This window comes from Roseiflexus sp. RS-1 (assembly GCF_000016665.1).
Classification (GTDB): Bacteria; Chloroflexota; Chloroflexia; order Chloroflexales; family Roseiflexaceae; genus Roseiflexus.
On record NC_009523.1, the window covers coordinates 4776808 to 4802410 of the forward strand.

Below are 25603 nucleotides of genomic sequence, written 5' to 3' on the forward strand. Positions count from 1 at the left end.
TCATCAGTCTGGCGCCTCGAAACGATAGCCAATGCCGCGAACCGTCTGAATATAGGTCGGCTTGCCGGGGTCGGGTTCAACCTTCTCGCGCAACCAGCGAATGTGCACATCGACCGTCCGGCTATCGCCGAGGAAGTCGTACCCCCAGACGCGCTCGAGCAGGACATCACGCGACAACGCGATGCCGCGGTTGCGCATCAGGCATGCCAGCAGATCGAACTCTTTCTGGGACAGGTTCAGTTCGACATCATCGCGCCAGGCGCGCCGTGAGCCGGTATCCAACCGGATCGCGCCAGCGTCGAGCACCTCACGCAGCGCACTGATGCGGCGATCTGAGCGGCGCATAATCGCCCGCACCCGCGCCAGCAGTTCTCCGAGGCTGAATGGCTTGGCAACGTAATCATCGGCGCCCAACTCCAGCCCTGCGATGCGATCAATCTCGTCCTGTCGCGCCGTCAGGATCAGGATGGGAACTTCGCTCTCCTGGCGCAGAATGCGACAGACGGAAAATCCATCCAGACGGGGGAGCATCACATCGAGAATGACCATATCGGGTTGATCGCGTCGCGCCCGTTCCAGACCGACAACGCCGTCAGGAGCGTTGATGACCGCGTACCCTTCCCGTTCCAGATTGTAGCGTAACGTTTCTGAAAGGATCGGATCATCCTCTACCAGCAGAATGGTGGACATATGCATGTCGTTACTCACAGTTCAGAAGCTCCGTGCGCAATTGTTGGCATGTCAGAAGAAGATGATATGCTGAATGCATCTGGCATGCCATGCTCTCATTCCTGTGGACGTGCATTGTCCATGACGCGCCCAACTCCGTCGCTGGCGCGACATACATAGATGGTTGCCGTTCGACCGGTCGCATCGTGGTAAGCCTGTGCCAGGTCGTGGCGAAACGTTTCCACACTGCTCCGCTCGACCAGGCTGACAGTGCATCCGCCAAACCCGGCGCCGGTCAACCGCGATCCGTAACATCCTGCCAGACTCTGCGCTGTTGTAACGAGAAAATCAATGTCTGGCAGGCTGACCTGATAATCATCACGCAGGCTGGCGTGTGATTCATTCATCAGTCGCCCAAATGTGGCTATGTCGCCGGCTTCGAGCGCCGCAGCGCCCTGGAGCGCGCGCCGGTTTTCGCTGACGACGTGCCGTGCGCGAGCGCGCAGTGGTTCAGGAAGTTCGTGCTGATGCGCTGCCAGTTGATCTTCGCTCACGTCACGCAGCGCGCGGATGCCGGGATACCACTGTTGCAGCGCCCGAACTGCGGCATCGCACTCCTGACGGCGCTGATTGTACGCCGATGCCGCCAGCGTTCGCGCGATATGACTGTCACAGACAACGACTGCAACCGATGGCGGCAGAGGAACTGCGCGATACGTCAGGTCGCGGCAATCGATCAGCAACGCATGATCGGCGCGCCCGAACACAGCGATCAACTGATCCATAATGCCGCACTGCACACCGACGAAGGTATTTTCGGCGCCCTGCGCCAGCAGCGCCAGTTCTTCGCCGAGAATGTTGAGCCGGTTGAGCACCTGAAACGTGTATGCGACGGCCACCTCAAGCGCTGCCGATGACGAAAGCCCGGCGCCGCGCGGCACATCGCTGGCGATCAACATGTCGGCGCCCGACAGCGTATGCCCCGCGGTGCGCAGCGCCAGCACGACGCCACGAATATAGTTGTGCCATGCCCGGTTGCTGCGTTCGATCTGGTCGATTGAAAAGAGATCCTCATCATGGAGATCCGCCGCCATGACGCGCACTATTCGATCAGTGCGCGGACGGGCCGCGACGCAGGTGGCGCGATCAATAGCGACCGGAAACACAAACCCGTCATTGTAATCAGTATGTTCGCCAATGAGGTTAACGCGCCCTGGCGCACGAACGATGACATGCGGATGTATCCCGTAATGCTGCTGAAAACGCTCGCGCAGTTCTCCGGTATCAAGCATACGTGGCCCGTTGACTCCCGTGTTGGTCGTATCGCAATGTCGCCGCCCGGCATTATACCATGTGGGAGCGTTCCCTCAAATGGTAAACATGCTCCGCTGGCACGTTGTTCTATAAGGGGTGCTGCGAGTAACGTGACTTTTGTCCGGTTGCAGCGGTTCCTTTCGAGAGTCCCGTGCTATCGCCCATCGTTGTGCTATGATGAATGATGAGGATTGCGAGGAGAATGTGTCGTTATGCATCTGATGATATTGTTTGCGCGTCTGTTTTCCTGGGCGCTGGTGGTCACGCTGATGATCGGAAGCATGGGTGTGGCGCATGCGCAGAGTACTGAGCCGCCACAACCGGATGATCAAAATGTTGTTGCGTTTGAACGCCTGGGAGTAACCGATCAGACGCTGAGCGGCGTCTTTGACGGAACACGTTATCTGTTCAACATTCCTGCGAACTGGCGACTGGCATCGGGGGCGCAGGCGCAACTCGATCTGTCAGTTTTCTTTCCGGTGGGCAGTGCACAGCAACGGTTGGGGGGATTTCTGGAAGCGCGCTTCAATCGGGTGTTGATCGGCACGGTTGAACTGACCCAACCGGGTGACCGGCGTGTTGTCTTTGATATTCCTGATCGGGCGCTCACACCGGTACGCAGCGATGGTCGTCATGAGTTTGAAGTGGCGTTGGACAATCCAACGGGGTGTGATGTTGCTCCAAGTGAGCGCACGGCAGTTGTCATCCGTTCGACATCGCGCTTTGTTCTGCCGCACACGCTGGCGCCGCTCGATACCGATCTGCGCAATCTGCCGCGCCCCATTTTTCAGGGTTCATTCGAACCCGATCAGGCGACGATCGTCATCCCTGATACTCCGTCGATCAGCGATCTTCAGGCAGCGCTGACCGTTGCCGCCAGTTTTGGGCGGTTGACCGAAGGGCGTTTGCAGATCGATCTGACGACCGTGCAGCGGCTGTCGCCACAGGCGCGCACCGGCCGTCATCTCATTCTGGTTGGCAGTCACACGGGGCTTGCACCGCTGGCGCGCAATCTGGATCTGCCCGCAACGCTACGGGAGAATGGTTTTGCTGCTCCCGGCGCCACACCCGACGACGGCATTCTCCAGATGATCGTATCGCCCTGGAACTCGGAGCGTGTCGTTCTGGTGGTGAGCGGTGCATCGGAGGCGGCGGTTGTGAAGGCGGCTCGCGCGTTGAGCGCCGTGCCTGTGCGGATTAACAATCGCCCGAATGTCGCGGTGGTTCGTGACCTGCCGGAGGCGCCAGCGGATGTGGCGCTGGCAATCGATCAACGCCTGAGCGATCTGGGATTGGAACCACGCGTCATTCGGGATCGCACGGGAACATTCGATCTGAGGTTCACCCTTCCGCCGGGGCAGCAAATCGATGAGGGAGCGTACTTTGATCTGACATTCAACCATGCCGCAACGGTCGATTTCGGTCAGTCAAGTCTCTCGGTCGGGTTGAACGGCATCCCGATTGGCAGCGTGCGCTTTAGCGACGAAACGACGCGCGTGACAACCGGTCGGATCACTATTCCGCCTTCCGCAACCCGTTCTGGTGCGAATGTGCTAACAATTCAGACGAACCTTGTGCCGCGCTCGTTGTGCACCGATGTTCGCAATACCGACCTGTGGGTGACGATCTGGCCCGAGTCGGCGCTGCATCTGCCGATGAAACCGGTGACTGCCGAACCGCGTCGCACCTTCAATCTCAGCAGTTACCCGCTGCCATTTACCCTGAATCCATCGCTCGCCACGACTGCATTCGTCGTTCCACAACGCGCTCCTGCCGCCTGGAATGCCGCTGCTTTACTGGCCTTCCAGATGGGACGGCAGACCCGTGATGCCATCCTGCAACCGCTTGCAGTTTTCGCCGACAATGTACCGACGGATGTGCGCGAATCGTATCATCTGCTGGTGATCGGACGACCGGGCACCCTGCCGATTCTGGTCGAACTCGGCGATGCGCTGCCAGCGCCGTTCGATGCTGGCAGCGATGTGCCGCGATCAGTTGATACGCCCGTTGTGTATCGCGTGCCGCCTGACGCCAGCGTCGCCTATCTGCAAATGGTCGCTGCGCCGTGGAATCCAGAGCGGGTGGTTGTTGCTGCGCTGGGGAGCGATGATTCGGGTATTGAACAGGCGACAACTATGCTGATCGATCCGCGTCAACGTGCGCGTCTGACCGGGACGCTGGCGATTGTCGATCCGCAGCAGCGGGTGACCCTGGGCAACGGTCGCGCGGTTCTCACGGGATCTGCGCCGACGCCGGTTGCGACAGTCACGCCGGTTGCCGTTCAACCGACGCAACCGACGCCGCAGACGGTTCAACCAACGCCTGCACCCTCCAGGAATGCGTCGTCGAACAACTCGTGGCTTGTGCCGGTTGTTATTATTGTTGCTGTCATCGGTGCGAGCGCGTTGATCCTTTGGCGCGCACCATGGCGACGTCCGCCAGGAACCTGAGCGTGTGATCGGCAGTCGGCGTGGTCAGGCTCGCCTCTCGGTGGAAGAGTTCCGGAGGAAATGAGCGGTTTTCTGCATTCCTGTTTGCAGGAGACCCATTGAGTGCATCGTTTCTGATTACATGCTATGGACAATACCGCCGATTCTGGCGTATACTCTTGGCTATGCTGATGCGTCGCGCGTTTGCCAGAGTCTTGCAGTTTATTCTGAGCCTAATGCTGCTCCTCGCGCCTGTGCTGGCAGTGCAATCGGCGCAGGCGCAGACCCCGCTCCCGCCGCTGGTGTTTGTGGCGCGTAGTCGTCTGGCGACCGGCGATTACCTCTTCCCCCGCGATGTCGGTCCGGCGGGGCACATGATTACCGGTATCACAAAATTCGCTCCCGGCTCGAAATTGCTCATCCGCGATCAGAGCGGGCAATTGCGCGTGCTCGTCGATACCGCGCGACCGGCTGGCGATCCGCTGAACCCGCTGGGACTGCGTGATGTTCAGTCGCCCGATGTGTCGTTCGATGCGCGCCGCGTCGTCTTCGCGGGAACGTTCGGACCAGAAACGTTCCGCAATCAGCCCAATGGTCGTCCCGCCTATTCGTGGCGATTGTTCGAGATCGGCGTCGATGGTCGCGGTCTGCGCCAGTTGACTCGCTCCGACCGCGAGATCACCATCCCTGATGGTCCGGGGAACGCCGAGGCGTATGCGTTCTACGATGATCTTTTCCCGGCATATCTGGCAGACGGCAGGATCGTGTTCAGTTCGTCGCGCTATCCGGCGCGTTCCCCCTACGACGGTCGACGGGCGTTCAATCTGTACATCATCGACGGGGATGGCGGCAATATGCGGCGTCTCACGACCGAACGCACCGCTGCATTCCATCCGGCGCCGCTCCCCGATGGCAGGATCGTGTTCAGTCGCTGGTGGGTCAACTTCAACCAGCCCAGCGAACGCGGCATCTATAACCGGATCGACAATCGCGCCGGCAATGAAATCGCCCGGGATCAGAGCGGGCGTCCGATTGTTGTCGAACGGCGCATCCAGGTCACTGCAACAGCGCAACCGGCACAACCGCCGCAACCTGCTGCACCCCCGCCGACACCAACCATGCGTTTGCCTTCCTTTGTCGAAAAGATCGACCCGGCGACCGGCAGCATCGTTCGCCTGACCAAAACGCCGGCACCGCCAACGCCAACGCCGCGCGTCCGCCCGACCGCGACGCCCGTTCCTGCGTCGCAGGGTGGCGCAAGTCGCACGATTATCGTTGAGCAACCGGTTACCGGGTATCGCCTGCCGGATGGCACGCTGGTCTATTCGAACACGAATGCGACCTTCAACCCGGCGCGTGGGCGTCTGGCGGATGGCTTCCCCATCCGCGACGCGCCCAACACCTGGCATCTGATGGCGGTTGAAGCCGATGGCAGCGGCATGAGCCGTTTTGCCTGGACGCCGCGCTACCCATCGGCGCTGACGAATGATGGCGGTCTTGATACGTACAATGCAGTGCAACCGGCGGTGGTGCAGTTCGGTGGTGAATTGCTGGTGGCGTACACCACGCAGCGCGATCAGACGATGGCGCATTCGACGTTGTACACCGGCATCCGTGTCGCACGCCCCGGTATCGAGAACATGGCGCTGAACACGACCGAGTCGATCGCCGGGTATCGCTGGGATGACGGAACCAGTTTTCGCCCGCCCTATGCGCTTGCGCCCGCCGGATTGCCCGACGGTCGGATCATCTTCTCGCAGACGGCGGCAACGACGGCGCCTGCACGCACCGGCGTCTACACAGAGACTCGCAATGGTCGCACCATCACCCTGCGGTTGCAATCGTCGTCACTGCGCTACGAATTGCGCACCATCTACCCCAACGGCGCACAGAACGAGAGCGTGCCGCTCCCCGGACTATCCGATGAGTATGACGCCATGGAAGCCAGACCAATTGTTGTGCGTCCGGTGGGAGACGGACCCGGCATGTGGCGACTACCGCGTGGTACACCGCCGCCGGTCAGCGACGATCCGTTGCAGAGTAATGTGCCGTTTGGGTTGCTCGACACGTCTGGCAACCCGGCGTACACCTGGAGCCGCCGCAGCATCCAGAGCGTGGAACTGGTTGCGGTGCGCAATGCGAATGTCTACGCCAATCCACCGCTTGAATTCCCGTTTATCAATAATTCGCCGCCGCCGGGAAGCGTGGCGTTCGCCGATATCTATATCGATGCCAATCAGTTCGGCGGGGCGACGTCGCGCGCGCCGAACCCGGACGACCAGGCGCGCGCGGTCAAATGGTTGACGGTGCCGGTGAACCCGGACGGGTCGTTTATCGCCTCTGCGCCCGCCGATGTGCCCACCTTCATTGTGCTGCGCGACCGGAACGGGCGCATTGTGCGCGGCGGCAACCGCCATACCCTCAGCATCGCCCAGGGCAACTCAGCCGGGCGTCCCGGACAGCCGATGTTCTGTGTCGGCTGTCACATGGGGCACGCCAGCGGCTCGATTGTCAACCGGCAACTCGCGGAACTGGGCTGGACGAACATTGCTCCGGCGGCATCCATTGCCGCCTCTTCATCAGTGGAGAATGGCAGTCCGACACGGATCAACGACCGTCGCGGGTATGTTGCCGCGCCGAATGGAACCTTGATCGACCGGACGCCGCCGTGGACGGCGAAGGGCGGGGCGGGGCAGTGGATCCGGTTAGAATGGCAATTCCCGATGGCGATCCTCGAAGTTCGTCTGGTGGGAGCGGAACCGGGTCAGGAAGGACGCAGCGATGACTACCAGGTCAGCGGCGAACTGCGTTTCTACCTGCGCGGGCAGGAAGTCGCCGTCGCCGCCAGAACCGTCGAGGCGGTTGCGCCCCTCTCGCGTGGCGGAACGCTTATGCGTCTGGCGCAACCCATCGCTGCCGACCGGGTCGAGTTCACCGTCACTGCGGTGCGCGGGACGCAGCGTGGCGCACCGGCGTCGGCGGCGCTCAGCGAAATCGAAGTGATCGGGCAGGGCGCGACGCCGGATGCGTTGGGGGTTGGGCGTTGAGTGGAGTGCTACGCGCCAGCGAAAAACGCCCGTAACGCGGCGTATGTTTCGTCCGGCGCCTCTTCGGGAAGAAAATGTCCGCCGGGAACCACGTGTCCGCGCACATCGACCGCGTACTGTCGCCAGACTGTCAGCAGATCGTAGTGCCGCCCCACGAATCCCTGCGCTCCCCAGAGCACCAGCAGCGGGCAGGTGATCGGCGTGTGCTGATCGGCTTCATCATGCTGCAGATCGATGCTGGCTGCCGCCCGATAATCTTCGCAGGTCGCGTGAATTGTCTCCGGGTTACTGAAGCAACGCACATATTCCGCAATCACTTCCGGCTCGAAAGCTGACGACGTGCGCCCCCAGTGGGCAAGTTTCTTGCGCAGGTAATACTCCGGGTCGGCGCCGATCAATCGCTCTGGTAGATCGCAGGGCTGAATGAGCAAGAACCAGTGGTAGTACGCCTCGGCAAAGATGCGATCCGTGGTGGCGTACATGTAATGCGTTGGTGCGATGTCGAGCACGGCTGCGCGGATGACGGCGTGTGGGTGATCGCGGCAGAGTCGATGCACAACGCGTGCGCCGCGATCATGTCCGGCGACCATGAAGCGTGGGAAGCCGAGCGTCTGCATCACCTCGACCATATCCTGCGCCATTGCGCGCTTGCTGTACGCCGCGTGATCATCGCCGCCAGGAGGCTTGCTGCTGTCGCCGTAGCCGCGTAGATCGGCGGCGACGATAGTGAACTCGTCAGCCAGTCGGGGCGCAACCGCCCGCCACATCAGATGGGTCTGCGGATATCCGTGGAGGAGCAGGAGCGGCGGACCAGAGCCGCCGTGCACGCCGTTGATCGTCGCACCCTGCGTCTGAATACGGAAGGGTTGAAAACCGTGAAACATATTTCATCCCGGACTACTGCCTGGATGTTGCGCAATATACGGCATGATGTATACTGGCAGGTGAATGGCGTGTGCGGCACACTGCGCCGTACAAGCGGACAGTATGCACGGGAACGTCAGTTCATGGCGACATCGCGCACCATCGTATGGACAGAGTACATGCGATACAGAGCCGGACTGCGCGGTTTTGATCTTGCCAGGATTGAAGACATCGTGAGGCATTCCCCAGAACAATACTTCGATATCGCCACCGGTCGTCGGGTTGCGGTGGGACGCCACGATCATCTACTGGTTATAGTGCCGTACGAAATGAGCGAAAGCACAATAACACCCATCACAGTCCATACTACTACTCGTCAGCAAATCAATTTCCGTCTCAGAACAGGGAGATTCGTCTATGAACAATAACCTTCTACGCATGGTGTATTTCGAGCAGGAGGATATTCTGCACCTGACGCTTTCGGCAGAGCCAGAAGCTGGATGCGTCGAAATCAGTCCGCACATCACCGCAGAACTCAATGAACAGGGTGAGTTGATCGGCATTGAAATCATGAATGCCCGCGCATTTCTGCGGGATGTCATCCTCGAGACGGTGCAGGCGAAGTTGCTGCAACTGTCCAGAGCGCCGACTGCTTGACATTGCTCATACACGGTCGTCATGGTGTGTCTGCGCACGTAGCGCTGCAACAGAACAGGCGTCCCCTGGTCGAATATGATCTTCATGCCGTCGTGTTCGTCGTCAGTATCTGAACTTCGTAGTTCAGAACCGCTTCTCCTTATGCTGAGCGCAATGCCACGTCTTGTCCGCGTTGAGACCCTTCGCGTCGCCCGGAGTGACAGCCCCTCGTGTCATGCTAAGCGCCGCGACGCATCTCTCACGCCCACGGCGGTCGCCGCCGCGCTTTGAAGGCGGCGATTCCCTCGCGTGCCTCGTTGCCGGTGCGCACCCGTGCCAGCATTTCGACGACGAAACGCTGTGCGGCAAGGCGTTCGCTCTCCCATACCACGTCTACCACCCGCTTGATGGTTGTGATGGCGTCGGGTGCGCTCGTCAGGCAGCGCTGTGCGATCTCCATCACCGTGGCGTCGAGTTCTTCCGGCGGCACGACGCCGTGGATCAACCCGATCTCGAAGGCGCGTTCGGCGCTGAAGCGTTCGCCGGAGACGAAGAGCGCGCGCGCCTGGCTGACGCCGATCTTGGGAACAACGTACTGCGCGATGACCGCCGGTACCAGTCCGATTTTGACTTCGCCGAAACCGAAACGCGCCGTGTCGGCGGCTATCGCCAGGTCGCAGCAGGCGGCCAGTCCTGCGCCGCCGCCGATGGCGGCACCGTTGATCCGACCAAGCACCACCTTCGGGCATGTCCAGATAGTCTCGAACATCGCCGCCAGCGCGCTGGCGTCCGCCATATTGTCCTCGAAGGTCAGCTCCATCGCGCTCTGCATCCAGCGCATATCGCCGCCAGCGCAGAACGACTCGCCTGCGCCGGTCAGGACGATGACACGCACATGTTCGTCACCGGAGAGGGCGTCGAACGCTGCCCGCATCTCCACGATCATGGCGGCATCGAAGGCGTTATGTACTTCAGGACGATCAAGCGTGACCGTAGCGATCGGTCCGTTATGCGTGATGTGAAGGGTCATTGTGGTTGCTCCTCGCCGCGCAGGTAGCGCAGCAACGCACGACGCCGCTCCAGTCGCTGCTGGCTTTCCGGGTCGCCGCCGTGCAAGACGTCATCGAGGGTTCGTTGCGCTTCGGGGTGGTCAAGCAGATCGCGGTGGGTGTGGAAGACGCTCAACGCTGCTGCGTCATCTTCGGCGTTCAGAAACGCAAAGATCGCCTTCCCCTGCGGCGTTTCGGTCCACGTTTCGCGGTAGACGCGCAGTTGCGCCAGACCGACCAGGCGCTGACGCAATCCATCAGCAATCTCTGCGTGCCCGGCGTCGGCGAACTGTTGCGCCAGATGTTCAACCGCTTCGGCAAAGGCGTCGGTCAGCGTCAGTGGCCAGTGATCGACAACCTGCCGCAATTCGTCAAGAGTGGTCGCTGCCACTACTGCCTGGAGTGCAGCCGGGACATCCTGCTCTGCCTGCTGACGGAGTTCTGCCAGCCATTGCAGGCGCTCACGCAGGATGGCGGCGGCGGGATCGGCGGCGGCTGCCTGAGCAGCGGCAAAGAAATCATCGCTGAGAATGATCGGTGCGCGCTCGACCAGTGCGGGCAGATCTGCACGGTCTGCCAGTCCGGTCAACTGCGTCAGCGCGGATTGGACGGCATCATGCGGTATCGGATGTGCGTCTGTCATGCTGCACCTGTCACATGCGGAACACGCCAAACTGTGTTGTTTCAACCGGGGCGTTGGCTGCGGCGGCAAGACCAAGCGCCAGCACCGTGCGCGTGTCGGCGGGGTCGATCACCCCATCGTCCCACAAGCGCGCCGTGGCGTAGTAGGGGCTGCCTTCGCGTTCATAGGTTGCCAGGATTGGCGCCACAAACGCCTCGCGCTCGGCGCTGCTCATATCGATGCCGCGTGCGCGCAACGCATCGAGGCGCACCGTCAGCAGCACGCTGGCTGCCTGCTGCCCGCCCATCACCGAGATGCGAGCGTTGGGCCACATCCAGAGTTGTCGCGGCTCATAGGCGCGCCCGCACATGGCATAATTTCCGGCGCCGAATGATCCGCCGATCACGACGGTGAACTTCGGCACACGCGCATTTGCCACCGCCATGACCATTTTGGCGCCATCCTTGGCGATGCCGCGCTGTTCGTACTCTTTGCCGACCATGAAGCCAGTAATGTTTTGCAGGAAGACGAGCGGAATGCCGCGCGCGCAACACAACTCGATAAAGTGCGTTCCCTTGAGGGCGCTTTCGGAGAACAGCACGCCATTGTTGGCAATAATCCCCACCGGTGCACCGGCGATATGGGCAAAGCCACACACCAGCGTCTCGCCGTAGGTTGGCTTGAACTCGTGCATGCGGCTGCCATCGACAATGCGGGCAATCACTTCGCGCACATCGTAACTGGCGCGCGGGTCGTGTGGAATAATGCCGTACAATTCGCGCGGATCGTAGAGCGGTTCTTCCGGTTCGCGCCACTCCCACGGCGCGGGACGCCGCGGACCAAGGTTCGCCACGATCGAGCGCACAATTGCCAGAGCGTGAAGATCATTCTCTGCCAGGTAGTCGGCAACGCCGGAGGTATGGGTGTGCACCACGGCGCCGCCGAGTTCCTCGGCGCTGACTTCTTCCCCGGTCGCTGCCTTGACCAGCGGCGGACCACCGAGAAAGATTGTGCCGGCGCCGCGAACGATCACCACCTCGTCACTCATCGCTGGCACATACGCGCCGCCAGCCGTGCACGATCCCATCACCGCCGCAATCTGAGTAATGCCTTTGGCAGACATCCGCGCCTGATTGTAAAAAATGCGCCCGAAGTGGTCGCGGTCGGGGAAGACGTCCGCCTGGAGCGGCAGGAACGCGCCGCCGCTATCGACCAGATAGATGCAGGGGAGATGGTTCTGTTCGGCGATTTCCTGAGCGCGCAGGTGCTTTTTCACCGTCAACGGATAGTATGTGCCGCCTTTGACCGTTGCATCATTGGCGACGATCATGACCTCGCGCCCGGCGACGCGCCCGATGCCGGTGACGATGCCAGCGGAAGGAACCGGTTCATCGTAGACCTCGTGCGCCGCCAGGGCGCCAATTTCGAGAAAGGGGGTCGCCGGATCGATCAGGCGTTCAATCCGTTCGCGCACCAGCAATTTGCCACGTGAAACGTGACGCTCCCGCGCTTCTGGAGGACCGCCAGCGCGCGCCTGTTCCAGGCGGGCGCGCAGATCATCGAGCAGTACGGCATATGCCTCAGCGTTGGCGCGAAAGGTCGGCGAGCGGGTATCAACGAACGACTTAATCACTGTCATGGTTGGTCGACTCGTCGGGCAAAACGACGTTACGCAGGAAGCGCGCGCTTTCTTCAGGCAGCGCCGTATTGATGAACATGCCGGTGCCCATCTCGAACCCGGCGGTCTGCGTCACCCGCGGGATGACCGTCACATACCAGTGGAGATGGCGCGCCATACGCTCACTCTCCGGCGCCGAACGAACAATGTAATTATAGTCTGGATCGTTCAACCCGTAGTAGATACGGCGCAACACATCGCGCAGGACATGCGCCAGGTCTTCGATCTCTTCGATGGTGGCATCGAGGAAGTGGGTGGCGTGACGGCGCGGCACGATCCAGAGGTGGAAGGGCGAATAGGCAGCGTATGGAATGAAGGCGGTAAAGTGCCGGCTGGAGACGATCACCCGATCCTGTTGCTGCTCCTCGTCTTCGCGCATACGGCAGAGGACGCACTCGCCGTAATCGTCGAAGTAGCGCCGCGCCTCTTCGTTGCGCACCCGGATGTCGTGCGGGACGACCGGCAACGCGACTGCCTGCGCGTGGGGGTGGAGCAGGGAGGTGCCAGCCGTCGCGCCGTGGTTCTTGAAGAACACGATGTGCTCGATGCGCGGGTCGCCGCGATAGATCGTAGCGCACATTTGAAACGCGACGAGCGTATTGATCAACCCCTCGACCGGTTCCAGCGCGGCGCAGGTGTTATGGCGGCGTGATTCGACCACAATGTCGTGATAGCCGAACCCCGCCAGCGCCCGATTGATGCCGTGAAAGTGACGCTGATACCGGTCATTCTCCAGCAGCGCCGGATAGCGGTTGCGCACCACGCGCACCTGCCAGTCGCCAGTGGCTGGCATACGGAACCGCTCAAGGTCCAGTTCTTCATTGCCGGGGCAGAACGGACAGTTCGGATCGTGTTCGGGACGGTCGAGGATGCTCCCGCGTGATGGCAAAATGAACTGTTCTGGCCGACGTGCCCGCTCAGTCGCAATGATAACCCACTCGCGTGTTGCCAGATTCTGTCGGATCTCGGGCATGACGCTCCCTGCGACCGAACATCGCTTGCTCGCATCAATTATACCCTTGAACCCGGCGTTCGAGATCAGACAATGCACGGGCAAGTTCCACGACGATCGGATGATCGCCCAGGCTGATCGTCACAGCGGCAAGGATTTCGCGGTAGTACCACAACGTCGGATCGGGACCGCGCTTGAAGCGTTGCCAGACCGCCGGACCAACCAGCGCAAGATCGGCGCTGATCGACCGGATATTGTGCAGCGCATCCGCCGCTTTGAGCGCGGCAACGTGTGGTCCGCCGGTCTGGAGATGAGCGATTGCTTCGGTCTTGCGTTCTTCCCACGAGCGTTCGACGCCGCCGATCCGCTTTCGCTCCGAGACTGCTTCGACCAGGCGCGCCACCTCTGTGCCAAACAATGTCTCCAGTTGTTGGGGTGAGACGCCGCAATCCTCGATCACATCGTGCAGCAATCCGGCGATCACCACGTCTTCGTCGAATCCATGACGCAGCAGAATGACCGAAACGTGCACCGCGTGCACGATGTAGGGAATATCGGTCCCTTTGCGCACCTGCTGTCGGTGGGCAAGGGCGGCGAACTGGAGCGCCTGTTCGTACTTTGGGGAAAAGGCGGCACTACTCATAGCCTTACCGGTGCATCACCGCGTCGAACCGGCGCACCAGCGCCCCGATGCCGACTGACTGATAGATCAAGGCGACCAGCGCGTACATCCACACGTCAGACTGTCCGGACTCTAGAAGCCAGTAGACTTTCATGAGCCAGTAGGTCGGAAGCAACCCAAATGCCAGTTCCCAGGGCGACTGAATGAAAAAGGCGAAGGTCGGGAGCAGCAGCACAATGCCGGAAAGTTTGATCAGCGCAAAGCCTTGAACCTTGTTCTGGGCGAATGCCGCCAGATAGAGGGCGAACAACGGTGCAAGCGGGGCGGCAACGATGCCGATGATCAGGATATGCGTCAGCGGCAGCGCGCTCAACCCGGAAAGCGGGAAGATCACGAGGATCATGACGGACGTTAACACAACCGGGATAGCGATGCGGTAGGCGAGATACTGGTTTGTGGAGAGCGGAGTCACCTGGAGAGCGATCAGCGTCTGATCGTCTTTTTCGTCGAGCAGCAAAAATCCGATCACCGTGCCGAAGATAACCGGTGTCATCACAACGAAGAAATACGCCAGCAGCGCCGGGTAGTACAGCGTCAGATCGAAGGCATATCGCTCGATCAGGCGCGCAGTGAGGGGCGGCAACCCCCAGCGCAACACAAGCGCCCCGATCATCGGTATGACGATCATCCACGATAGAAGACCATCGCGGCGCACGCCGCGCGTATCTATCGGACCCAGAGCGCGCAATGTCTGAATGATGCTCATGGTTTTCGAACTCCTTCCTTCGCTATCACGAAGCGATAAAAAGCGCGCTGACCGGCAATAGCGCCAATGCCGACCCATAGAGCAGTGTACAGGATAGCATACGCCATCTGCCAGGCAGGCAGGGGCGTATAGGCGGCGTGGATCAGCAACAGCGGCGCCTGCAACGGGTGCAGATAGAGACTCCAGTGTCGCCACAGATCGAAATAGGAGAGCAGGGGCAGCGAGAATCCCAGCGTCCACAGCGCGGAAGGCATCAAGAATTCCGTGATGGAGTCGTAGCGTGAGACGACGAAAAAGCCGTAGAACGCATAGAGCGCCACGAAACCGGCAATACCCAGCAGCATCCAGAACCAGTTGAACGCGGGTCCGCTGACGATCAGGATCAGCGCCAGCGACTCAATCACCGAAAGCACGAACAGACTGACGACTTTGGCAAGCAGGTACTCCTGATCGCGCAGAGGGGTCACAATTTGGGCTTCGAGCACGCCTTCACTTTTTTCGAGCAGAACGATGCCTGCCATAAAGTAGAAGGCGTTGATCACCAGGTTTTCAAGCAGAAGGGGCGGCCACCAGATCGACCAGTCCACTTCACCGATTTGACGCAACACAAGCGCCATCAGTACCACGACAAAAGCCGAGACCAGATAGAAGCCGTTACGGTACTGGCGAACCATGTCCCAGTACAGGGTATGAGCGAAGCGTTTCATGCGAGACTCCGTCCCGTCACCTGAATGAAGATATGCTCCAGGGTCGCCTCCTGGGTATGAATCGTCTGCACCGGACAACGCAGGGTGGCGAGGAAATCGGGGTTATCCGCCAACCCATCGATGGGAAAATCACAGGTTGCAGTGCGACCGTTCACCAGATATTCCACCCGCACCTCTTTGCGCCCGTAGCGCAGTTTGAGGGCGCGCGGCGAATCGATCAGGCTAATGCGCCCGTCTACGATGAATGCCACCCGGTCACACAGTTCATCGGCAATCGCCATATCGTGCGTTGTCAGGAAGATCGTTCGCCCGGCGGCCTGCTGCGCCTTGATCAGGTCTTTGATGCGGCGAGCGTTGACCGGATCGAGACCGGCGGTCGGCTCATCGAGAAAGAGGAGTTTCGGATTGTGCAGCAGCGCCCGCGCCAGGTTCAGACGGATTTTCATGCCCTTGGAAAACTGTGAGACCAGCAGGTTGCCATCTTCTTCCAATCCCACCATCTCCAGCAATTGTTCTGGCGGAACGGTCGGATTACGATAGAGACGGCTAAAATACCGCAGATTTTCGAGTGCGGTCAATTTGCCATAGTGGTTGGGCAGTTCGAAGCTGACGCCGACATACTCGTAGAAATCATTGTTCCAGGTGCGCAGGTCTCGTCCGAGAACGTCAACCCTGCCCGAAAAGTTGCGCAACAGGCGGATGAGAATCTTCTGCGTTGTGGATTTTCCCGCGCCACTGGGTCCGAGAAAACCGAAGATCTCGCCTGCCTGAACGTCAAAACTCAGATCTCGAATGGCGGGCGTGTCAGCGCCGGTGTAGGTGAAACTCAGATGTTCGACGGTGATCATAAGACATCATCAAGATTTAGTGATATACTATTTTTGTACAATCTGAAAATGGAGAAAAACGATGTGTAAGTATCGATCCATTATCGAAAATCCGGAGAAATTACGCTCTATGACCGGACTGACCGTTGAAGAGTTCCACGCGCTGGTTCCGATCTTCCACGCCGCATTTGAAGCGTATATGAAACGTCGCACGATTGATGGCCGCGTCCGATATTGTCGTCGCTACGTCTCGTATGCAAACTCGCCGCTTCCGACAACAGAAGATAAATTGCTCTTTATTTTGACCTACTTAAAACAAAACCCAACGCAAGTGATGCACGGACACCTCTTTCAAATGAGCCAATCAAACGTAAGCAAATGGGTGCATCTTTTGCACGGAGCGCTGAACTATGCGCTTTCACAGCAAAATCTCCTGCCTGCGCGCACTGCCGACGACCTGGCGAGGCGATTGCAGGAAGAACCGTCGTGTGAAGAACCGTCGTGTGAAGAACCGTCGTGTGAAGAACCGTCGTGTGAAGAACCGTCGTGTGAAGAACCGTCGTGTGAAGAACCGTCGTGTGAAGAACCGTCGCATGCGACAAAAGCGCCCCCCTTTTTATCCATGACGGCGTAGAACGTCCCATTCGCCGTCCAAGCGACAAAGTCGACCGGGAGTTGTATTACAGCGGTAAGAAGAAACGACATACGCTTAAGAACGTTCTCATCATTGATGAGTTTGGCTCTATTCACTTTTTGAGTGACACCTACGAAGGAAGGGTCCACGATAAATGTATTGCGGATGAAGCGGGATACACCCTTCCAAACGCGAGCATTCTCTATCAAGACGCCGGATTTCAAGGATTTACCCTGCCTGGCGTCCAGATTATGCAGCCAAAGAAGAAGCCGCGCAATGGAACCCTCACGCCGCAGGAAAAGGAGGAAAACCGGCGTATCTCATCCGTTCGCGTTCGTATTGAACATGTTATCGGCGATATCAAGCGGTATCGAATCATTCACGACATTATCCGCTTCAGTTGTTCCGAATTTCGGGATATGGTCATGGAAACATGTTGCGGGCTGCATAACTTCCGAATTTGGCTGAAACGCAAAAAGCAGTCCAAAAATCAAAACGAATCTTGATGAAGTCTATAGGTTACTTCTTTCGCAGTCCTGTTTCCAGGATCGTGATGACCTGAAGGATGATCTGACGAATTTCGTCCTGGTTGAGAGCATCCGCACCTCTGGCGAGCAGTTGTGACGGAGAGATGTCAAACCGCTGCATCAGGTATTGGCCAAGTTCCGTGAAGACGGCATTGAGCACAAACGCAGCAGTATCGACATCGATCTGAGGATCGAATGTTCCGTCGACGATGCCGGATTGCACCAGATCCCGGAAGTAGGCATAACCTCCACGTCGGATCATGGTCAGCGTCTCCTCCGGCAGGGGTACATCATCGAACAGAGCTTTGTACGCGATGTGCGCCAGTCGCGGATTATGGAACTGAAATTGCATCCCCGCGTCTACCAGCCAGCGCAGATGCGCAAACGTGTCAACAGGCGGTTCAGGCGGCGGTTGACGCAGGAAGTTGGTCTTTTCCTCGATTGCCAGTTGCATGAGGTACAGATAGCAATCTTTCTTATCGGCAAAGTACTGGTAGAAACTGCCTTTGGCGATCCCGGCGCGTTCGGTGATCCGTGCAATAGAAACATTGTCGTAGTCGTTCTGCGAAAATTCGTCGAGCAGCACGTCGAGCAAACGAGATCGCTTCTCCTCTGGCAGGTTGAAAAATGTTTCGGTTGGCATCGGCTACCTCAACAGCAGCATGATCCCGGCAACCAGGGCGATGAGACCTGCCGCGTTTAGCAGGATGACTGTGCCGCGCTCGCCGAGGAGTTGCACAAAACCTTGCAGTTTGCCCGTGCGCCAGATGGCGACGGGTTTTGCCAGCGCCGTTGCCAGGCACAGGAGACCGTACAGGATCAGAATGGCGGCAAAGATATGCAGCGCGTTCATTCGTGGCGCCTTTCTTCTAAAGTGACCGAATGGTCATATGACCATTCGGTCATGATTATACTCCGCTTTCCAGACATGTCAACTGCCATTCTTTCGAGATGCGGTTCGGGCATTATGGCGCTCACAGGTGCAGTCAAGCGTCGGAGTTATCGCAAGAGGTCCTCGATTCGGAGTGGTGTCGCAGAATATTGGCAATATATTCACGTATGCGCTACCAGTGAACACGATAGGACGGCGGGGAGATTCTGGGGCTGACTGGAGAAAACAAGCCTGAATTCACATCAGGAACAATACTTGATCGGCAGGCGCGCTGTCGAGGCGGTCGCCAGCGCGCAATGGCGATGGTCACGCCAGCGGCGTTTCCCCATGCAGCATGCGCTCTTCGATCTGTTGCACGGCACAGGGCAGATCCCAAACGCCTTCGATCACCAGGTGCGCTCCGGCTGCCAGGAGTTGCTCACCGATCTGCGCATGGATACTCGCTCGTTGCTGCGGGGAGAGCGCTTCCACATCGGAGCGCGTCTTTCCCAACAGACTCCCGGTGAGCGTCACTCCTACCGTCCACATTCCTGCGTTCAATCCCTCTTCGATGTCCACAGGCGTATCGCCGACCTTGATCAGCGCAGCCATGGGGTACACTCCCAGGCGCATGGCGTTCATAAAGCACATCCATGGCGCAGGGCGTCCGGCAGGAACATCATCGGGGCAGACGATGCAATCGGGGTGATAGCCGTGCGCAGCAGCAATCGGGGCGAGGGTCGCCATCATGACGCGCAGGTAGCCGGTTGTCGAGCCGATCTTGATTCCGCGTTTGCGCAATTCTACTGTGGCTTCGATCATGCCGGGGATTGGTTCGGCGTACTCTTTCAGGACCGATGTTTGCAGCGGAATAAACTGTTCGAACAGTCCATCGATGTCAGGTTCCGAGGGTGGTGCGCCATGCACCGATTGCCACGCAGATCTGACCGTCGGGCGGGCGAGGATGGTGCGCAGGTGGTCTTTTTTCATCAATCCCATGCCTGCCCGCGCATCTTCCGGTGTTATCACAACACCATGACCGGCAAACAGGCGTAGAAACACTGCGATCGGCGCAAACGAGCCGTAATCGACGGCAGTGCCTGCCCAGTCGAGAATGATGGCGCCAATGGCGCCACGATAGCGGCGAGCGATAGTGGGCAATGCTGGTATCTCCTGGTGCGGCAGTTGTGGTCTGGACGGTATCGGGTGTAATGATACCACACCCTGGGTGGGTTGTTATCCGGTCTGCCGGATGTTCTGGAGCTGTAATTTATAGCAGTTCTCAGATATGTTGACCCTTGTCCGGGTCTGCCGTGTCGCGCGAGGCGCCCGCTTGCGGCAGAGCGTAGACCGAAATTCATTTCGGTCACTATGTGGGGAGCACAATACTGGGAGTGTTCAACCTTGTCCAATTGGTTCAATCTCTATGGGAACTGCTATAAGTGCGCCCATGCGGGCGGGGACGCCCGCGCACCAGGTGCGCATGCGGTTCGATAATTCTCCACGTCGCTCTTGTAAGCATCCTGCTGTGGTATGATGACCGACGTAAACGTCTCCGCTCTGTGAAGAAAGCACACTTGTGTGGTAAATGACGATGCAGACTGACGCTTTTGTGGTTCGCCCTTTGACGCTGGATGATCTTGATGCGCTGTTGCCGCTGGTTGAGGCGTTGCACACCGGCGATGGCGATCCGTTCGATCCGCAACGCACCGTCGATGCCCTGCAATTGGTGCTGAGTCACCCGGAGTATGGGGTTGTCCATGTCGCTGTGGTTGGGGAAACCATCGCTGGCTATATTGTCGGTTCGCTGGGGCTTTCGATTGAGGCCGGCGGGCGGTTTTTGCTGGTCGATGAGCTGTACGTCTCGCCTGCGTGGCGTGGGCAAGGTCTGGCGCGCGCGCTGCTTGCGAGTCTGATCCCGTATGCGCAATCCCATCATTGCCGCGTGGTCGAACTGGAAGTCGGCTGGGAGAATGATCGCGCCCGGACGTGGTATGAGCGTCTCGGTTTTGAGCGTCACCGTCGTTTCTTCTGCTCGATCGCGCTGGAGGCGCTGGATCGGCGATTGGTGCAGCGGCTCGCGCGTTAGAACGAATGAGGCGGGTTCGGCGGGGCGATGCCAGGCGCGCTGTTCTGTATTAAGCGGCGAGACATGCGGCGATGCTGGCAGTGATGCCCGGGCTGTCTTTCTTTCGTAGCGCAAAAGCGTTTCAGTGCTGGGAAGATGTTGATGAGCAACGTTGCCATTCTTCACGATAAACAAGAGATCGGCGCCTATCTGTGGCGTGATCCTGCGCTTCACCTGTACGCTATTGGCGATCTCGACGATTTCTTCTGGTCCTCGACGGTCTGGTATGGTTTGAAGGAAGGCGAGAACCTTCTGGCGGTCGCGTTGCTCTACACAGGCGGCGATCTGCCGACGCTCCTGGCAACGGCGCGCCAGCCGGCGACTGCACTTGCGACCCTGCTCAGCAGAACAGTGCATCTGCTGCCGCAGCGCTTTTATGCCCACCTCTCCCCTGAAGCGCGTGACGCACTTGCCGCTGCCTGTCTGCTGGAACCGCGTGGGCTGCACTTCAAAATGGCGCTGCGTGATCCGGGGCGGCTCAATGATATCGATATTTCAGGGGTCGAACGATTGACGCCGGCTGCAACCGATGAGTTGCTGGCGTTCTATGCGCATAGTTATCCGGGCAACTGGTTCGATCCGCGGATGGTCGAAACGGGGCAGTATGTGGGGATTCGTGGCGAAAACGGCAATCTTCTGAGCGTTGCTGGCGTGCATGTGTACTCTGCGGAGCAGCGGGTCGCCGCTCTGGGCAATATCACGACTGCGCCTGCCGCGCGTGGGCGTGGGCTGGCGACTGTAGCCACAGCGGCGCTCTGCCGGTCGTTGCTGCAAACGGTTGATCTGATCGGGTTGAACGTTCGCGCCGATAATGTCGCTGCGATTGCCTGCTACCGGCGTCTGGGGTTTGCGTTTGTCGCCGAATATGAGGAATACATGGTGCGCTTGAAGCCATTCTCTGGTAATTGTTGAAAATCATATCAAAGCGCAGATCAATTTCCTCCAGTGTTGGGTCAGGGCGAATCTGTCTGCACCCGCAGCGCCTCGCGTGCCTGCTGAAGCGTCGGGTCAAGCGTCAATCCATCGAGGCGCTGGAGGTCGGCGCGGGCGGCAGCGGTGTTGCCCTGCGCCGCGTATGCCGCTGCCCGTGCAATGAGCGCTTCGGGGTATTCGGGCTGGAGCACCAGCGCCTGACCGAAATCGGCGATTGCGCTGCGTATGTCTCCCTGAGCGTGGCGGATCAATCCGCGCACATAGTAGGCGTTGGCAGCGCGGGGACTCAGACGCAGCGCGGCGTCGAGGTCAGCGAGGGCGGCATTCAGGTCGCCGTCGGCGTAGTGCAACAGTGCGCGTTCGTAGAGCGCATCGACGTGCTGCGGTCGGGCGCGGAGTGCAGCGTCGAACGCTTCACGCGCCGCCAATCGGTCACCCAGCCGCGCCAGGATTACCCCCTGTCGATACCGGTACATCGCTTCTGCTTCAGGTATCAGTTCCGCGAGTTTGCCGTAGTCGTCCGCCAGTTGTTGCAGCAGCGTCTCGTCTGTCCTCTCAACGACAAGTTGTTCCAGCAGGCGCACCCGATTCTCGTAGGCGCGCCGGTAGGCGGGATCGAGACGAATAGCCTCGGCATAATCCCGCAGCGCGGCGTTGTCGTCCCCCAACAGTGCATACGCCAGACCACGATTGTGAACAGCGCGCGACAGAGAGGGGTCGAGCGCGAGCGCCCGATCGTAGTCGGCAATGGCGGCGGTGTAGTTCTGCTGATCGAACCAGACGTTGCCGCGCTCATAGTAGGCTGTGGCGCGCGCCAACAGATCATCGCCCGCCTCAGCAGTCGCAACGATGGCGTTGTACCGGTCGATCACCGCTGTCGGCGTGCGCGGCGGACGCGGTTCGACCAGCGGTTCGGCGCATGCCGTGAGGAGTATGGCGAGCGCCACGCATGCCACGACCCGCTTCGCTACCGACACCCGCCTGATCACACGACCGTTCACGGCGTCACCTCCAATGCCGCAGCCAGCACCTGGCGCGCCACCGGCAACGCCGACCGGCTCCCCTCGCCGCCGTATTCCACAATGACGGCAATCGCATATCGTGGTTGATCCGTCGGCGCAACCGCCATGATCCAGGAGTGCGGCACGCCGCGCGGTGTTTCGGCAGTGCCGGTCTTTGCGCCAACAGCAACTCCCGGCAGCGCAATCGGCTGCGCATACCCGATTTCGACCGATGTGCGCATGATGTCGAGCATGCGCCGGGAGGTTTCCGGCGAAACGACCTGGCGCACCATCTCCGGTTGCGCCTGATAGATGATGCGGTCGCCGGTGCGCGCCTCCGCGACCAGGTACGGACGCATCAGGCGTCCTTCGTTTGCAATCGAGGCTGCGAGTTGCGCCATGTCGAGCGGGGTGACGAGCGCCTGCCCCTGACCGAATGCGGTGTCCGCCAGTGCCGCAGGACGTTGCAAAAACGCCGCTTCATTCGCAATTGTGCCAATTTCTGCCGGAATATCACGGAGATCGGGGGTCCCTGAGCGCGTGTCGGTCGTCTGCAACCCGAAACGGCGTGCATACTCAAGGAAGCGGTCGGCGCCCAGCGCCAGCCCGATCTGCGCGAATGCGGTATTGCACGAGAAGGCGTAGACGCGCACCAGATCGGAGGGGTCACCGGTGCGCCGGAAGAGATTGTCCACGGCATTGCGCACCGGCGGCGCGCCCGCTTCGGTCGGCAGCAGGTTTGGGCAGGTGACGGTCGCCGATGGGTCCCCCAGCACGCCGCTATCGAGTGCAGCGGCGGCGGTCAACGTTTTGATCACCGATCCAGGCGGGTAGCGTCCCTGGGTCGCCCGGTTGAGCAAAGGGGCATCCGAACGCGTACTCAATTCAGCCCATGCAGCCTGCACCCGCTCAACATCCGCCTGTGTCGCCGGTTCGGGAAGCACCAGCTGATTGGGATCGAAGCGCGGGTAGGTAACCATCGCCAGGATCGCGCCGGTTGGCACGTCGATCAGCACCACGGCGCCCGCGCGCTCGCCGAGGGCCTGCTGCGCCGCTGCTTGCAGGCGACTATCCAGGGTGAGGATCAGGTCGGCGGGGGTTTGCTCAACCGGCAATCCCAACAGGCGCGCTTCGAGAATGGCGGTCGGCGAGAGGGTAGCCACGCCCGATAGTTGCGCGTCGAAGCGCGCTTCCAGCCCGGTTGTGCCGTAGAGACGGCTCTGGAAGCCGATCAGGTTGCCGATCTCTGGGTTGGGATAGGTGCGCCGTCCATCGACCGTTTCCGCAAGCACGGCGCCGTTGCGGTCGAGGATGCGCCCACGCACGCCGGGACTGATCGCCACCGGGAATGTACGCCCGCTCCCCAACGAGGTGCGTTCGGCAGGATCAGGCTCGGCGATGACGGGAGTTGGTTGTTGCGCACCGGGCTGCGTCAGCGACGCCACGGCGCGCCGGGTTGCTTCCGCCTGCGTCACCTGATAGCGAACCAGGTGCAACCCAACGGCGGCAAAGCCGAGAACCGCGATCAGCATCAGTCCGCGCAGGGTGCGAGCGGATATGTCGCCCTGGTTCTTCATCACGCGGCGTACCGGCAGCGAGATCAACCAGAGTCCGGTCAGGAGGTGCAACCGCCAGAGATTGGCGTCGGGAATGAACAGACCGCTGCCGATCACGATGATGCCCAGGACGCCAGCGATCCAGGCTATGATGGTGCGAACCCGATCAGGCATAGTAGAACCGAGAACTAAGAACCAAGAACCAAGAACTGAGAACTGAGAACCGAGAACCGAGAACTGAGAACTGAGAACCAGGAACCGAGAACCAGGAACCGAGAACCGAGAGCCGGGAACTGAGAACCGAGAACTGAGAGCCGAGAACTGAGAACCAGGAACCGAGAACCAAGAACTGAGAACCGAGAACTGAGAGCCGAGAACTGAGAACCGAGAACCAGGAACCGAGAACCAAGAACTGAGAACTGAGAACTGAGAGCCGAGAACCGAGAACTGAGAACTGAGAGCGGGAACGCTCAACGAATAGGCGGCATGTGCCGGTTGTGAGAACGTATTCGTTATTCATGCATCGGGGTTCAAGAGCTTTGCGTTCGCGGGCGACCTGGAAAGCGTGTTCCAGATCATAGCGCTCAAAACCTGTACATCGGTCGCTGGCTGGCATGCGCTCAAGCACAGGCATATGCCGCTCATCACTTACCTGCCCGAGCGCACATTGTGCAGAACGGCGTCAGGTGGATGCGCGGGTTGGGCGCCAATGTCCGGCTCGGCAAAGCAGCGTTCATTCAAGTCGCATTTCTGGCGGCAACAACGAAACGACAAACCTGTACAGCCCCTCTGCCGCTGACAGCGCCTGGTCAAACTGCTCTCGGCTTGGCTCTGTGGCGTGTCCAGGGTAACGATAGATGCGAGCATACGGCGTCAATTCTATTCCCGCGTCAATCCAATCTACAAACTCAGGAGCACACGACATCGCAGCCCGTATCAACATTTCGATGTCATGGACACGCTCAAACTCCTGGTCACAGAAAACCAGATAGCCTTTGACAGCTTTCTCCGCTGCTTGCTGACAGTGATAAATCGCGGTGTCCAGCAAAGGCGGGGCATTCGCTGCCAGGACACGCGCCGAAGCCAGGTCATGCTGCGCTTTGGTGAGCCAACCCCGCACGAGTTGAGCTTTGGCGTCGGTCATACAGGACCTTTCCTTGACGAGCGATTTTGTATTCCAAAGAAGCGCGTACATCTCGTAAGAAATCGAACTCGGCCCGAGTCTTCACGATAACGTCTTTGGCGATATTGAGTCCACTCAAGCAGCGGTGTCCCAGCACAGCGCGTTCGTAGTCCGACAAGTCGCTCTGTGTGACAATCACCATCACGTCCACGTCACTGTCTGCTGTTGGCGTTCCCCAGACATATGACCCAAACAGGATGACCTGCTCCGGTTGAAACAGTTCAACCAGTCGTCGTGTTATCTCTTGGAGTAAATCTTCGTTTATTGTTCTCAAGGGTTCGACCGCCATTTGTCCGCATCTTCCCGCGTGTGCCATAGTAAACGGATCGTTGTCCGCCCATTCCTGCCTGTGCTATGAGAGACGGACAGCTCACTCCGGGTATCACGCCGTGGCGTGTTCCGCGTTCCGTTGTCCGCCAGTGATCGCCGGGACGGGTTGAGACCGTGACACCGCATGTTCTGAAGCATTGGGTGTGACGAGACCACATCTTTTGCGGGAGTCGCGCAGTCTCTGGTGATAAGGGAGCATATCCCAACTCACAGGTGATGTCAAGGGATTTCCACATATGTCACCCCCAGTCAGTCGCC

At 59.6% G+C, this 25603-nt stretch carries 24 protein-coding genes; 6 read left to right on the forward strand and 18 right to left on the reverse strand.

From position 1 onward, the window contains the following. Positions 1-3: 3 nt before the first annotated feature. Together ROSERS_RS19690 and galK are read right to left on the reverse strand one after the other, a co-directional pair. Positions 4-690 (reverse strand): response regulator transcription factor, encoded by a 687-nt coding sequence (locus ROSERS_RS19690; RefSeq protein WP_041334149.1) that lies wholly within the window; start codon positions 688-690, stop codon positions 4-6. Positions 691-785: 95 nt separating this feature from the next. Beyond that, positions 786-1961 carry a galactokinase gene (gene galK / locus ROSERS_RS19695; RefSeq protein WP_011958514.1) on the reverse strand — a complete coding sequence of 392 codons (1176 nt, stop codon included), beginning with the start codon at positions 1959-1961 and terminating at the stop codon, positions 786-788. 234 nt (positions 1962-2195) lie between these two features. On the opposite strand from galK, the gene ROSERS_RS19700 reads away from it, so the two are divergent. Next, the gene (locus ROSERS_RS19700; RefSeq protein ID WP_011958515.1) at positions 2196-4433 is read left to right on the forward strand and encodes a cellulose biosynthesis cyclic di-GMP-binding regulatory protein BcsB; all 2238 of its coding nucleotides are present in this window, start codon (positions 2196-2198) and stop codon (positions 4431-4433) included. A 164-nt stretch (positions 4434-4597) separates the two neighbouring features. Next, positions 4598-7459 (forward strand): hypothetical protein, encoded by a 2862-nt coding sequence (locus tag ROSERS_RS19705; protein ID WP_011958516.1) that lies wholly within the window; start codon positions 4598-4600, stop codon positions 7457-7459. 8 nt (positions 7460-7467) lie between these two features. On the opposite strand, the gene ROSERS_RS19710 is transcribed toward ROSERS_RS19705, so the two are convergent. Beyond that, positions 7468-8343 carry an alpha/beta fold hydrolase gene (locus tag ROSERS_RS19710; protein ID WP_011958517.1) on the reverse strand — a complete coding sequence of 292 codons (876 nt, stop codon included), beginning with the start codon at positions 8341-8343 and terminating at the stop codon, positions 7468-7470. Between the two features lie 397 nt (positions 8344-8740). Here ROSERS_RS19710 and ROSERS_RS19715 point away from each other — a divergent pair, with 397 nt between their 5' ends. Next, positions 8741-8980 carry a DUF2283 domain-containing protein gene (locus ROSERS_RS19715; RefSeq protein WP_011958519.1) on the forward strand — a complete coding sequence of 80 codons (240 nt, stop codon included), beginning with the start codon at positions 8741-8743 and terminating at the stop codon, positions 8978-8980. A gap of 238 nt (positions 8981-9218) precedes the next feature. Here ROSERS_RS19715 and ROSERS_RS19720 read toward each other — a convergent pair whose 3' ends face one another. From ROSERS_RS19720 to ROSERS_RS19755, 8 genes are read right to left on the reverse strand one after another with little or no spacing between them, the layout of a single operon-like run. After that, positions 9219-9989 carry an enoyl-CoA hydratase-related protein gene (locus ROSERS_RS19720; RefSeq protein WP_011958520.1) on the reverse strand — a complete coding sequence of 257 codons (771 nt, stop codon included), beginning with the start codon at positions 9987-9989 and terminating at the stop codon, positions 9219-9221. Further along, a complete protein-coding gene (locus tag ROSERS_RS19725; RefSeq protein ID WP_011958521.1) occupies positions 9986-10651 on the reverse strand; it encodes a hypothetical protein in 666 nt (221 codons plus the stop codon). The genes ROSERS_RS19720 and ROSERS_RS19725 overlap by 4 nt, the downstream gene beginning before the upstream one ends. A gap of 10 nt (positions 10652-10661) precedes the next feature. Continuing rightward, positions 10662-12269: a carboxyl transferase domain-containing protein gene (locus ROSERS_RS19730; protein WP_011958522.1), complete on the reverse strand. Its 1608-nt coding sequence runs from the start codon at positions 12267-12269 to the stop codon at positions 10662-10664. After that, positions 12256-13281, reverse strand: a complete 1026-nt coding sequence (locus ROSERS_RS19735) for a galactose-1-phosphate uridylyltransferase (RefSeq protein ID WP_011958523.1) — start codon at positions 13279-13281, stop codon at positions 12256-12258. The genes ROSERS_RS19730 and ROSERS_RS19735 overlap by 14 nt, the downstream gene beginning before the upstream one ends. Before the next feature lie 34 nt (positions 13282-13315). After that, complete coding sequence (locus ROSERS_RS19740) at positions 13316-13903, reverse strand: HD domain-containing protein (protein ID WP_011958524.1); 588 nt, start codon at positions 13901-13903, stop codon at positions 13316-13318. A gap of 4 nt (positions 13904-13907) precedes the next feature. After that, the gene (locus ROSERS_RS19745) at positions 13908-14648 is read right to left on the reverse strand and encodes a hypothetical protein (RefSeq protein WP_011958525.1); all 741 of its coding nucleotides are present in this window, start codon (positions 14646-14648) and stop codon (positions 13908-13910) included. Continuing rightward, positions 14645-15355, reverse strand: coding sequence for an ABC transporter permease (locus tag ROSERS_RS19750; protein ID WP_011958526.1), 711 nt, complete (start codon positions 15353-15355; stop codon positions 14645-14647). Before ROSERS_RS19750 ends, ROSERS_RS19745 begins: the two co-directional genes overlap by 4 nt. Next, the gene (locus ROSERS_RS19755) at positions 15352-16203 is read right to left on the reverse strand and encodes an ABC transporter ATP-binding protein (RefSeq protein WP_011958527.1); all 852 of its coding nucleotides are present in this window, start codon (positions 16201-16203) and stop codon (positions 15352-15354) included. Before ROSERS_RS19755 ends, ROSERS_RS19750 begins: the two co-directional genes overlap by 4 nt. 61 nt (positions 16204-16264) lie before the next feature. Between ROSERS_RS19755 and ROSERS_RS25285 the strand changes: the two genes are divergently transcribed. Next, a protein-coding gene (locus tag ROSERS_RS25285) for an IS5-like element ISRfsp3 family transposase (RefSeq protein ID WP_085979421.1) occupies positions 16265-17322 on the forward strand; the annotation gives its coding sequence in 2 pieces (ribosomal slippage) (positions 16265-16796 and positions 16796-17322; 1059 coding nt in all). Between the two features lie 13 nt (positions 17323-17335). On the opposite strand, the gene ROSERS_RS19770 is transcribed toward ROSERS_RS25285, so the two are convergent. The 3 genes from ROSERS_RS19770 to phnX all read right to left on the reverse strand — a co-directional run bounded on the left by ROSERS_RS19770 (position 17336) and on the right by phnX (position 19375). Continuing rightward, positions 17336-17986, reverse strand: coding sequence for a TetR/AcrR family transcriptional regulator (locus ROSERS_RS19770; protein ID WP_011958528.1), 651 nt, complete (start codon positions 17984-17986; stop codon positions 17336-17338). A 3-nt stretch (positions 17987-17989) separates the two neighbouring features. Further along, on the reverse strand, positions 17990-18196 hold the full coding sequence (locus ROSERS_RS19775) for a hypothetical protein (protein WP_011958529.1): 207 nt from the start codon (positions 18194-18196) through the stop codon (positions 17990-17992). A 345-nt stretch (positions 18197-18541) separates the two neighbouring features. Beyond that, positions 18542-19375 (reverse strand): phosphonoacetaldehyde hydrolase, encoded by an 834-nt coding sequence (gene phnX, locus ROSERS_RS19780; protein ID WP_011958530.1) that lies wholly within the window; start codon positions 19373-19375, stop codon positions 18542-18544. A gap of 427 nt (positions 19376-19802) precedes the next feature. On the opposite strand from phnX, the gene ROSERS_RS19785 reads away from it, so the two are divergent. Together ROSERS_RS19785 and ROSERS_RS19790 are read left to right on the forward strand one after the other, a co-directional pair. Next, positions 19803-20303, forward strand: a complete 501-nt coding sequence (locus ROSERS_RS19785; protein ID WP_011958531.1) for a GNAT family N-acetyltransferase — start codon at positions 19803-19805, stop codon at positions 20301-20303. Positions 20304-20444: 141 nt separating this feature from the next. Continuing rightward, the gene (locus ROSERS_RS19790) at positions 20445-21254 is read left to right on the forward strand and encodes a GNAT family N-acetyltransferase (protein ID WP_011958532.1); all 810 of its coding nucleotides are present in this window, start codon (positions 20445-20447) and stop codon (positions 21252-21254) included. A 41-nt stretch (positions 21255-21295) separates the two neighbouring features. Here the strand turns inward: ROSERS_RS19790 and ROSERS_RS19795 are convergent, their stop codons facing one another. From ROSERS_RS19795 to ROSERS_RS25290, 4 genes are all read right to left on the reverse strand, one after another. Beyond that, the gene (locus ROSERS_RS19795) at positions 21296-22276 is read right to left on the reverse strand and encodes a tetratricopeptide repeat protein (RefSeq protein WP_011958533.1); all 981 of its coding nucleotides are present in this window, start codon (positions 22274-22276) and stop codon (positions 21296-21298) included. Next, positions 22273-24006 carry a peptidoglycan D,D-transpeptidase FtsI family protein gene (locus ROSERS_RS19800; protein WP_011958534.1) on the reverse strand — a complete coding sequence of 578 codons (1734 nt, stop codon included), beginning with the start codon at positions 24004-24006 and terminating at the stop codon, positions 22273-22275. The genes ROSERS_RS19795 and ROSERS_RS19800 overlap by 4 nt, the downstream gene beginning before the upstream one ends. A 559-nt stretch (positions 24007-24565) precedes the next feature. Next, entirely contained in the window at positions 24566-24976 is a 411-nt protein-coding gene (locus ROSERS_RS19805; protein WP_041334151.1) for a HEPN domain-containing protein, read from the reverse strand. Further along, a complete protein-coding gene (locus ROSERS_RS25290) occupies positions 24921-25304 on the reverse strand; it encodes a nucleotidyltransferase domain-containing protein (RefSeq protein ID WP_011958536.1) in 384 nt (127 codons plus the stop codon). The genes ROSERS_RS19805 and ROSERS_RS25290 overlap by 56 nt, the downstream gene beginning before the upstream one ends. Between the last annotated feature and the right edge of the window lie 299 nt (positions 25305-25603).

Excerpts from the sequence above, each read along its gene's own strand:
- ROSERS_RS19750 (WP_011958526.1), bottom strand. The coding sequence starts at position 15,355 with ATGAAACGCTTCGCTCATACCCTGTACTGGGACATGGTTCGCCAGTAC.
- ROSERS_RS19755 (WP_011958527.1), bottom strand. The coding sequence starts at position 16,203 with ATGATCACCGTCGAACATCTGAGTTTCACCTACACCGGCGCTGACACG.
- ROSERS_RS19800 (WP_011958534.1), bottom strand. The coding sequence starts at position 24,006 with ATGCCTGATCGGGTTCGCACCATCATAGCCTGGATCGCTGGCGTCCTG.
- galK (WP_011958514.1), bottom strand. The coding sequence starts at position 1,961 with ATGCTTGATACCGGAGAACTGCGCGAGCGTTTTCAGCAGCATTACGGG.
- ROSERS_RS19785 (WP_011958531.1), top strand. The coding sequence starts at position 19,803 with ATGACGATGCAGACTGACGCTTTTGTGGTTCGCCCTTTGACGCTGGAT.
- ROSERS_RS19720 (WP_011958520.1), bottom strand. The coding sequence starts at position 9,989 with ATGACCCTTCACATCACGCATAACGGACCGATCGCTACGGTCACGCTT.
- ROSERS_RS19705 (WP_011958516.1), top strand. The coding sequence starts at position 4,598 with ATGCTGATGCGTCGCGCGTTTGCCAGAGTCTTGCAGTTTATTCTGAGC.
- ROSERS_RS19775 (WP_011958529.1), bottom strand. The coding sequence starts at position 18,196 with ATGAACGCGCTGCATATCTTTGCCGCCATTCTGATCCTGTACGGTCTC.
- ROSERS_RS19805 (WP_041334151.1), bottom strand. The coding sequence starts at position 24,976 with ATGACCGACGCCAAAGCTCAACTCGTGCGGGGTTGGCTCACCAAAGCG.
- ROSERS_RS19710 (WP_011958517.1), bottom strand. The coding sequence starts at position 8,343 with ATGTTTCACGGTTTTCAACCCTTCCGTATTCAGACGCAGGGTGCGACG.
- ROSERS_RS19690 (WP_041334149.1), bottom strand. The coding sequence starts at position 690 with ATGTCCACCATTCTGCTGGTAGAGGATGATCCGATCCTTTCAGAAACG.
- ROSERS_RS19770 (WP_011958528.1), bottom strand. The coding sequence starts at position 17,986 with ATGCCAACCGAAACATTTTTCAACCTGCCAGAGGAGAAGCGATCTCGT.
- ROSERS_RS25290 (WP_011958536.1), bottom strand. The coding sequence starts at position 25,304 with ATGGCGGTCGAACCCTTGAGAACAATAAACGAAGATTTACTCCAAGAG.
- ROSERS_RS19725 (WP_011958521.1), bottom strand. The coding sequence starts at position 10,651 with ATGACAGACGCACATCCGATACCGCATGATGCCGTCCAATCCGCGCTG.
- ROSERS_RS19700 (WP_011958515.1), top strand. The coding sequence starts at position 2,196 with ATGCATCTGATGATATTGTTTGCGCGTCTGTTTTCCTGGGCGCTGGTG.
- ROSERS_RS19745 (WP_011958525.1), bottom strand. The coding sequence starts at position 14,648 with ATGAGCATCATTCAGACATTGCGCGCTCTGGGTCCGATAGATACGCGC.
- ROSERS_RS19740 (WP_011958524.1), bottom strand. The coding sequence starts at position 13,903 with ATGAGTAGTGCCGCCTTTTCCCCAAAGTACGAACAGGCGCTCCAGTTC.
- ROSERS_RS19730 (WP_011958522.1), bottom strand. The coding sequence starts at position 12,269 with ATGACAGTGATTAAGTCGTTCGTTGATACCCGCTCGCCGACCTTTCGC.
- ROSERS_RS19735 (WP_011958523.1), bottom strand. The coding sequence starts at position 13,281 with ATGCCCGAGATCCGACAGAATCTGGCAACACGCGAGTGGGTTATCATT.
- ROSERS_RS19715 (WP_011958519.1), top strand. The coding sequence starts at position 8,741 with ATGAACAATAACCTTCTACGCATGGTGTATTTCGAGCAGGAGGATATT.
- ROSERS_RS19790 (WP_011958532.1), top strand. The coding sequence starts at position 20,445 with ATGAGCAACGTTGCCATTCTTCACGATAAACAAGAGATCGGCGCCTAT.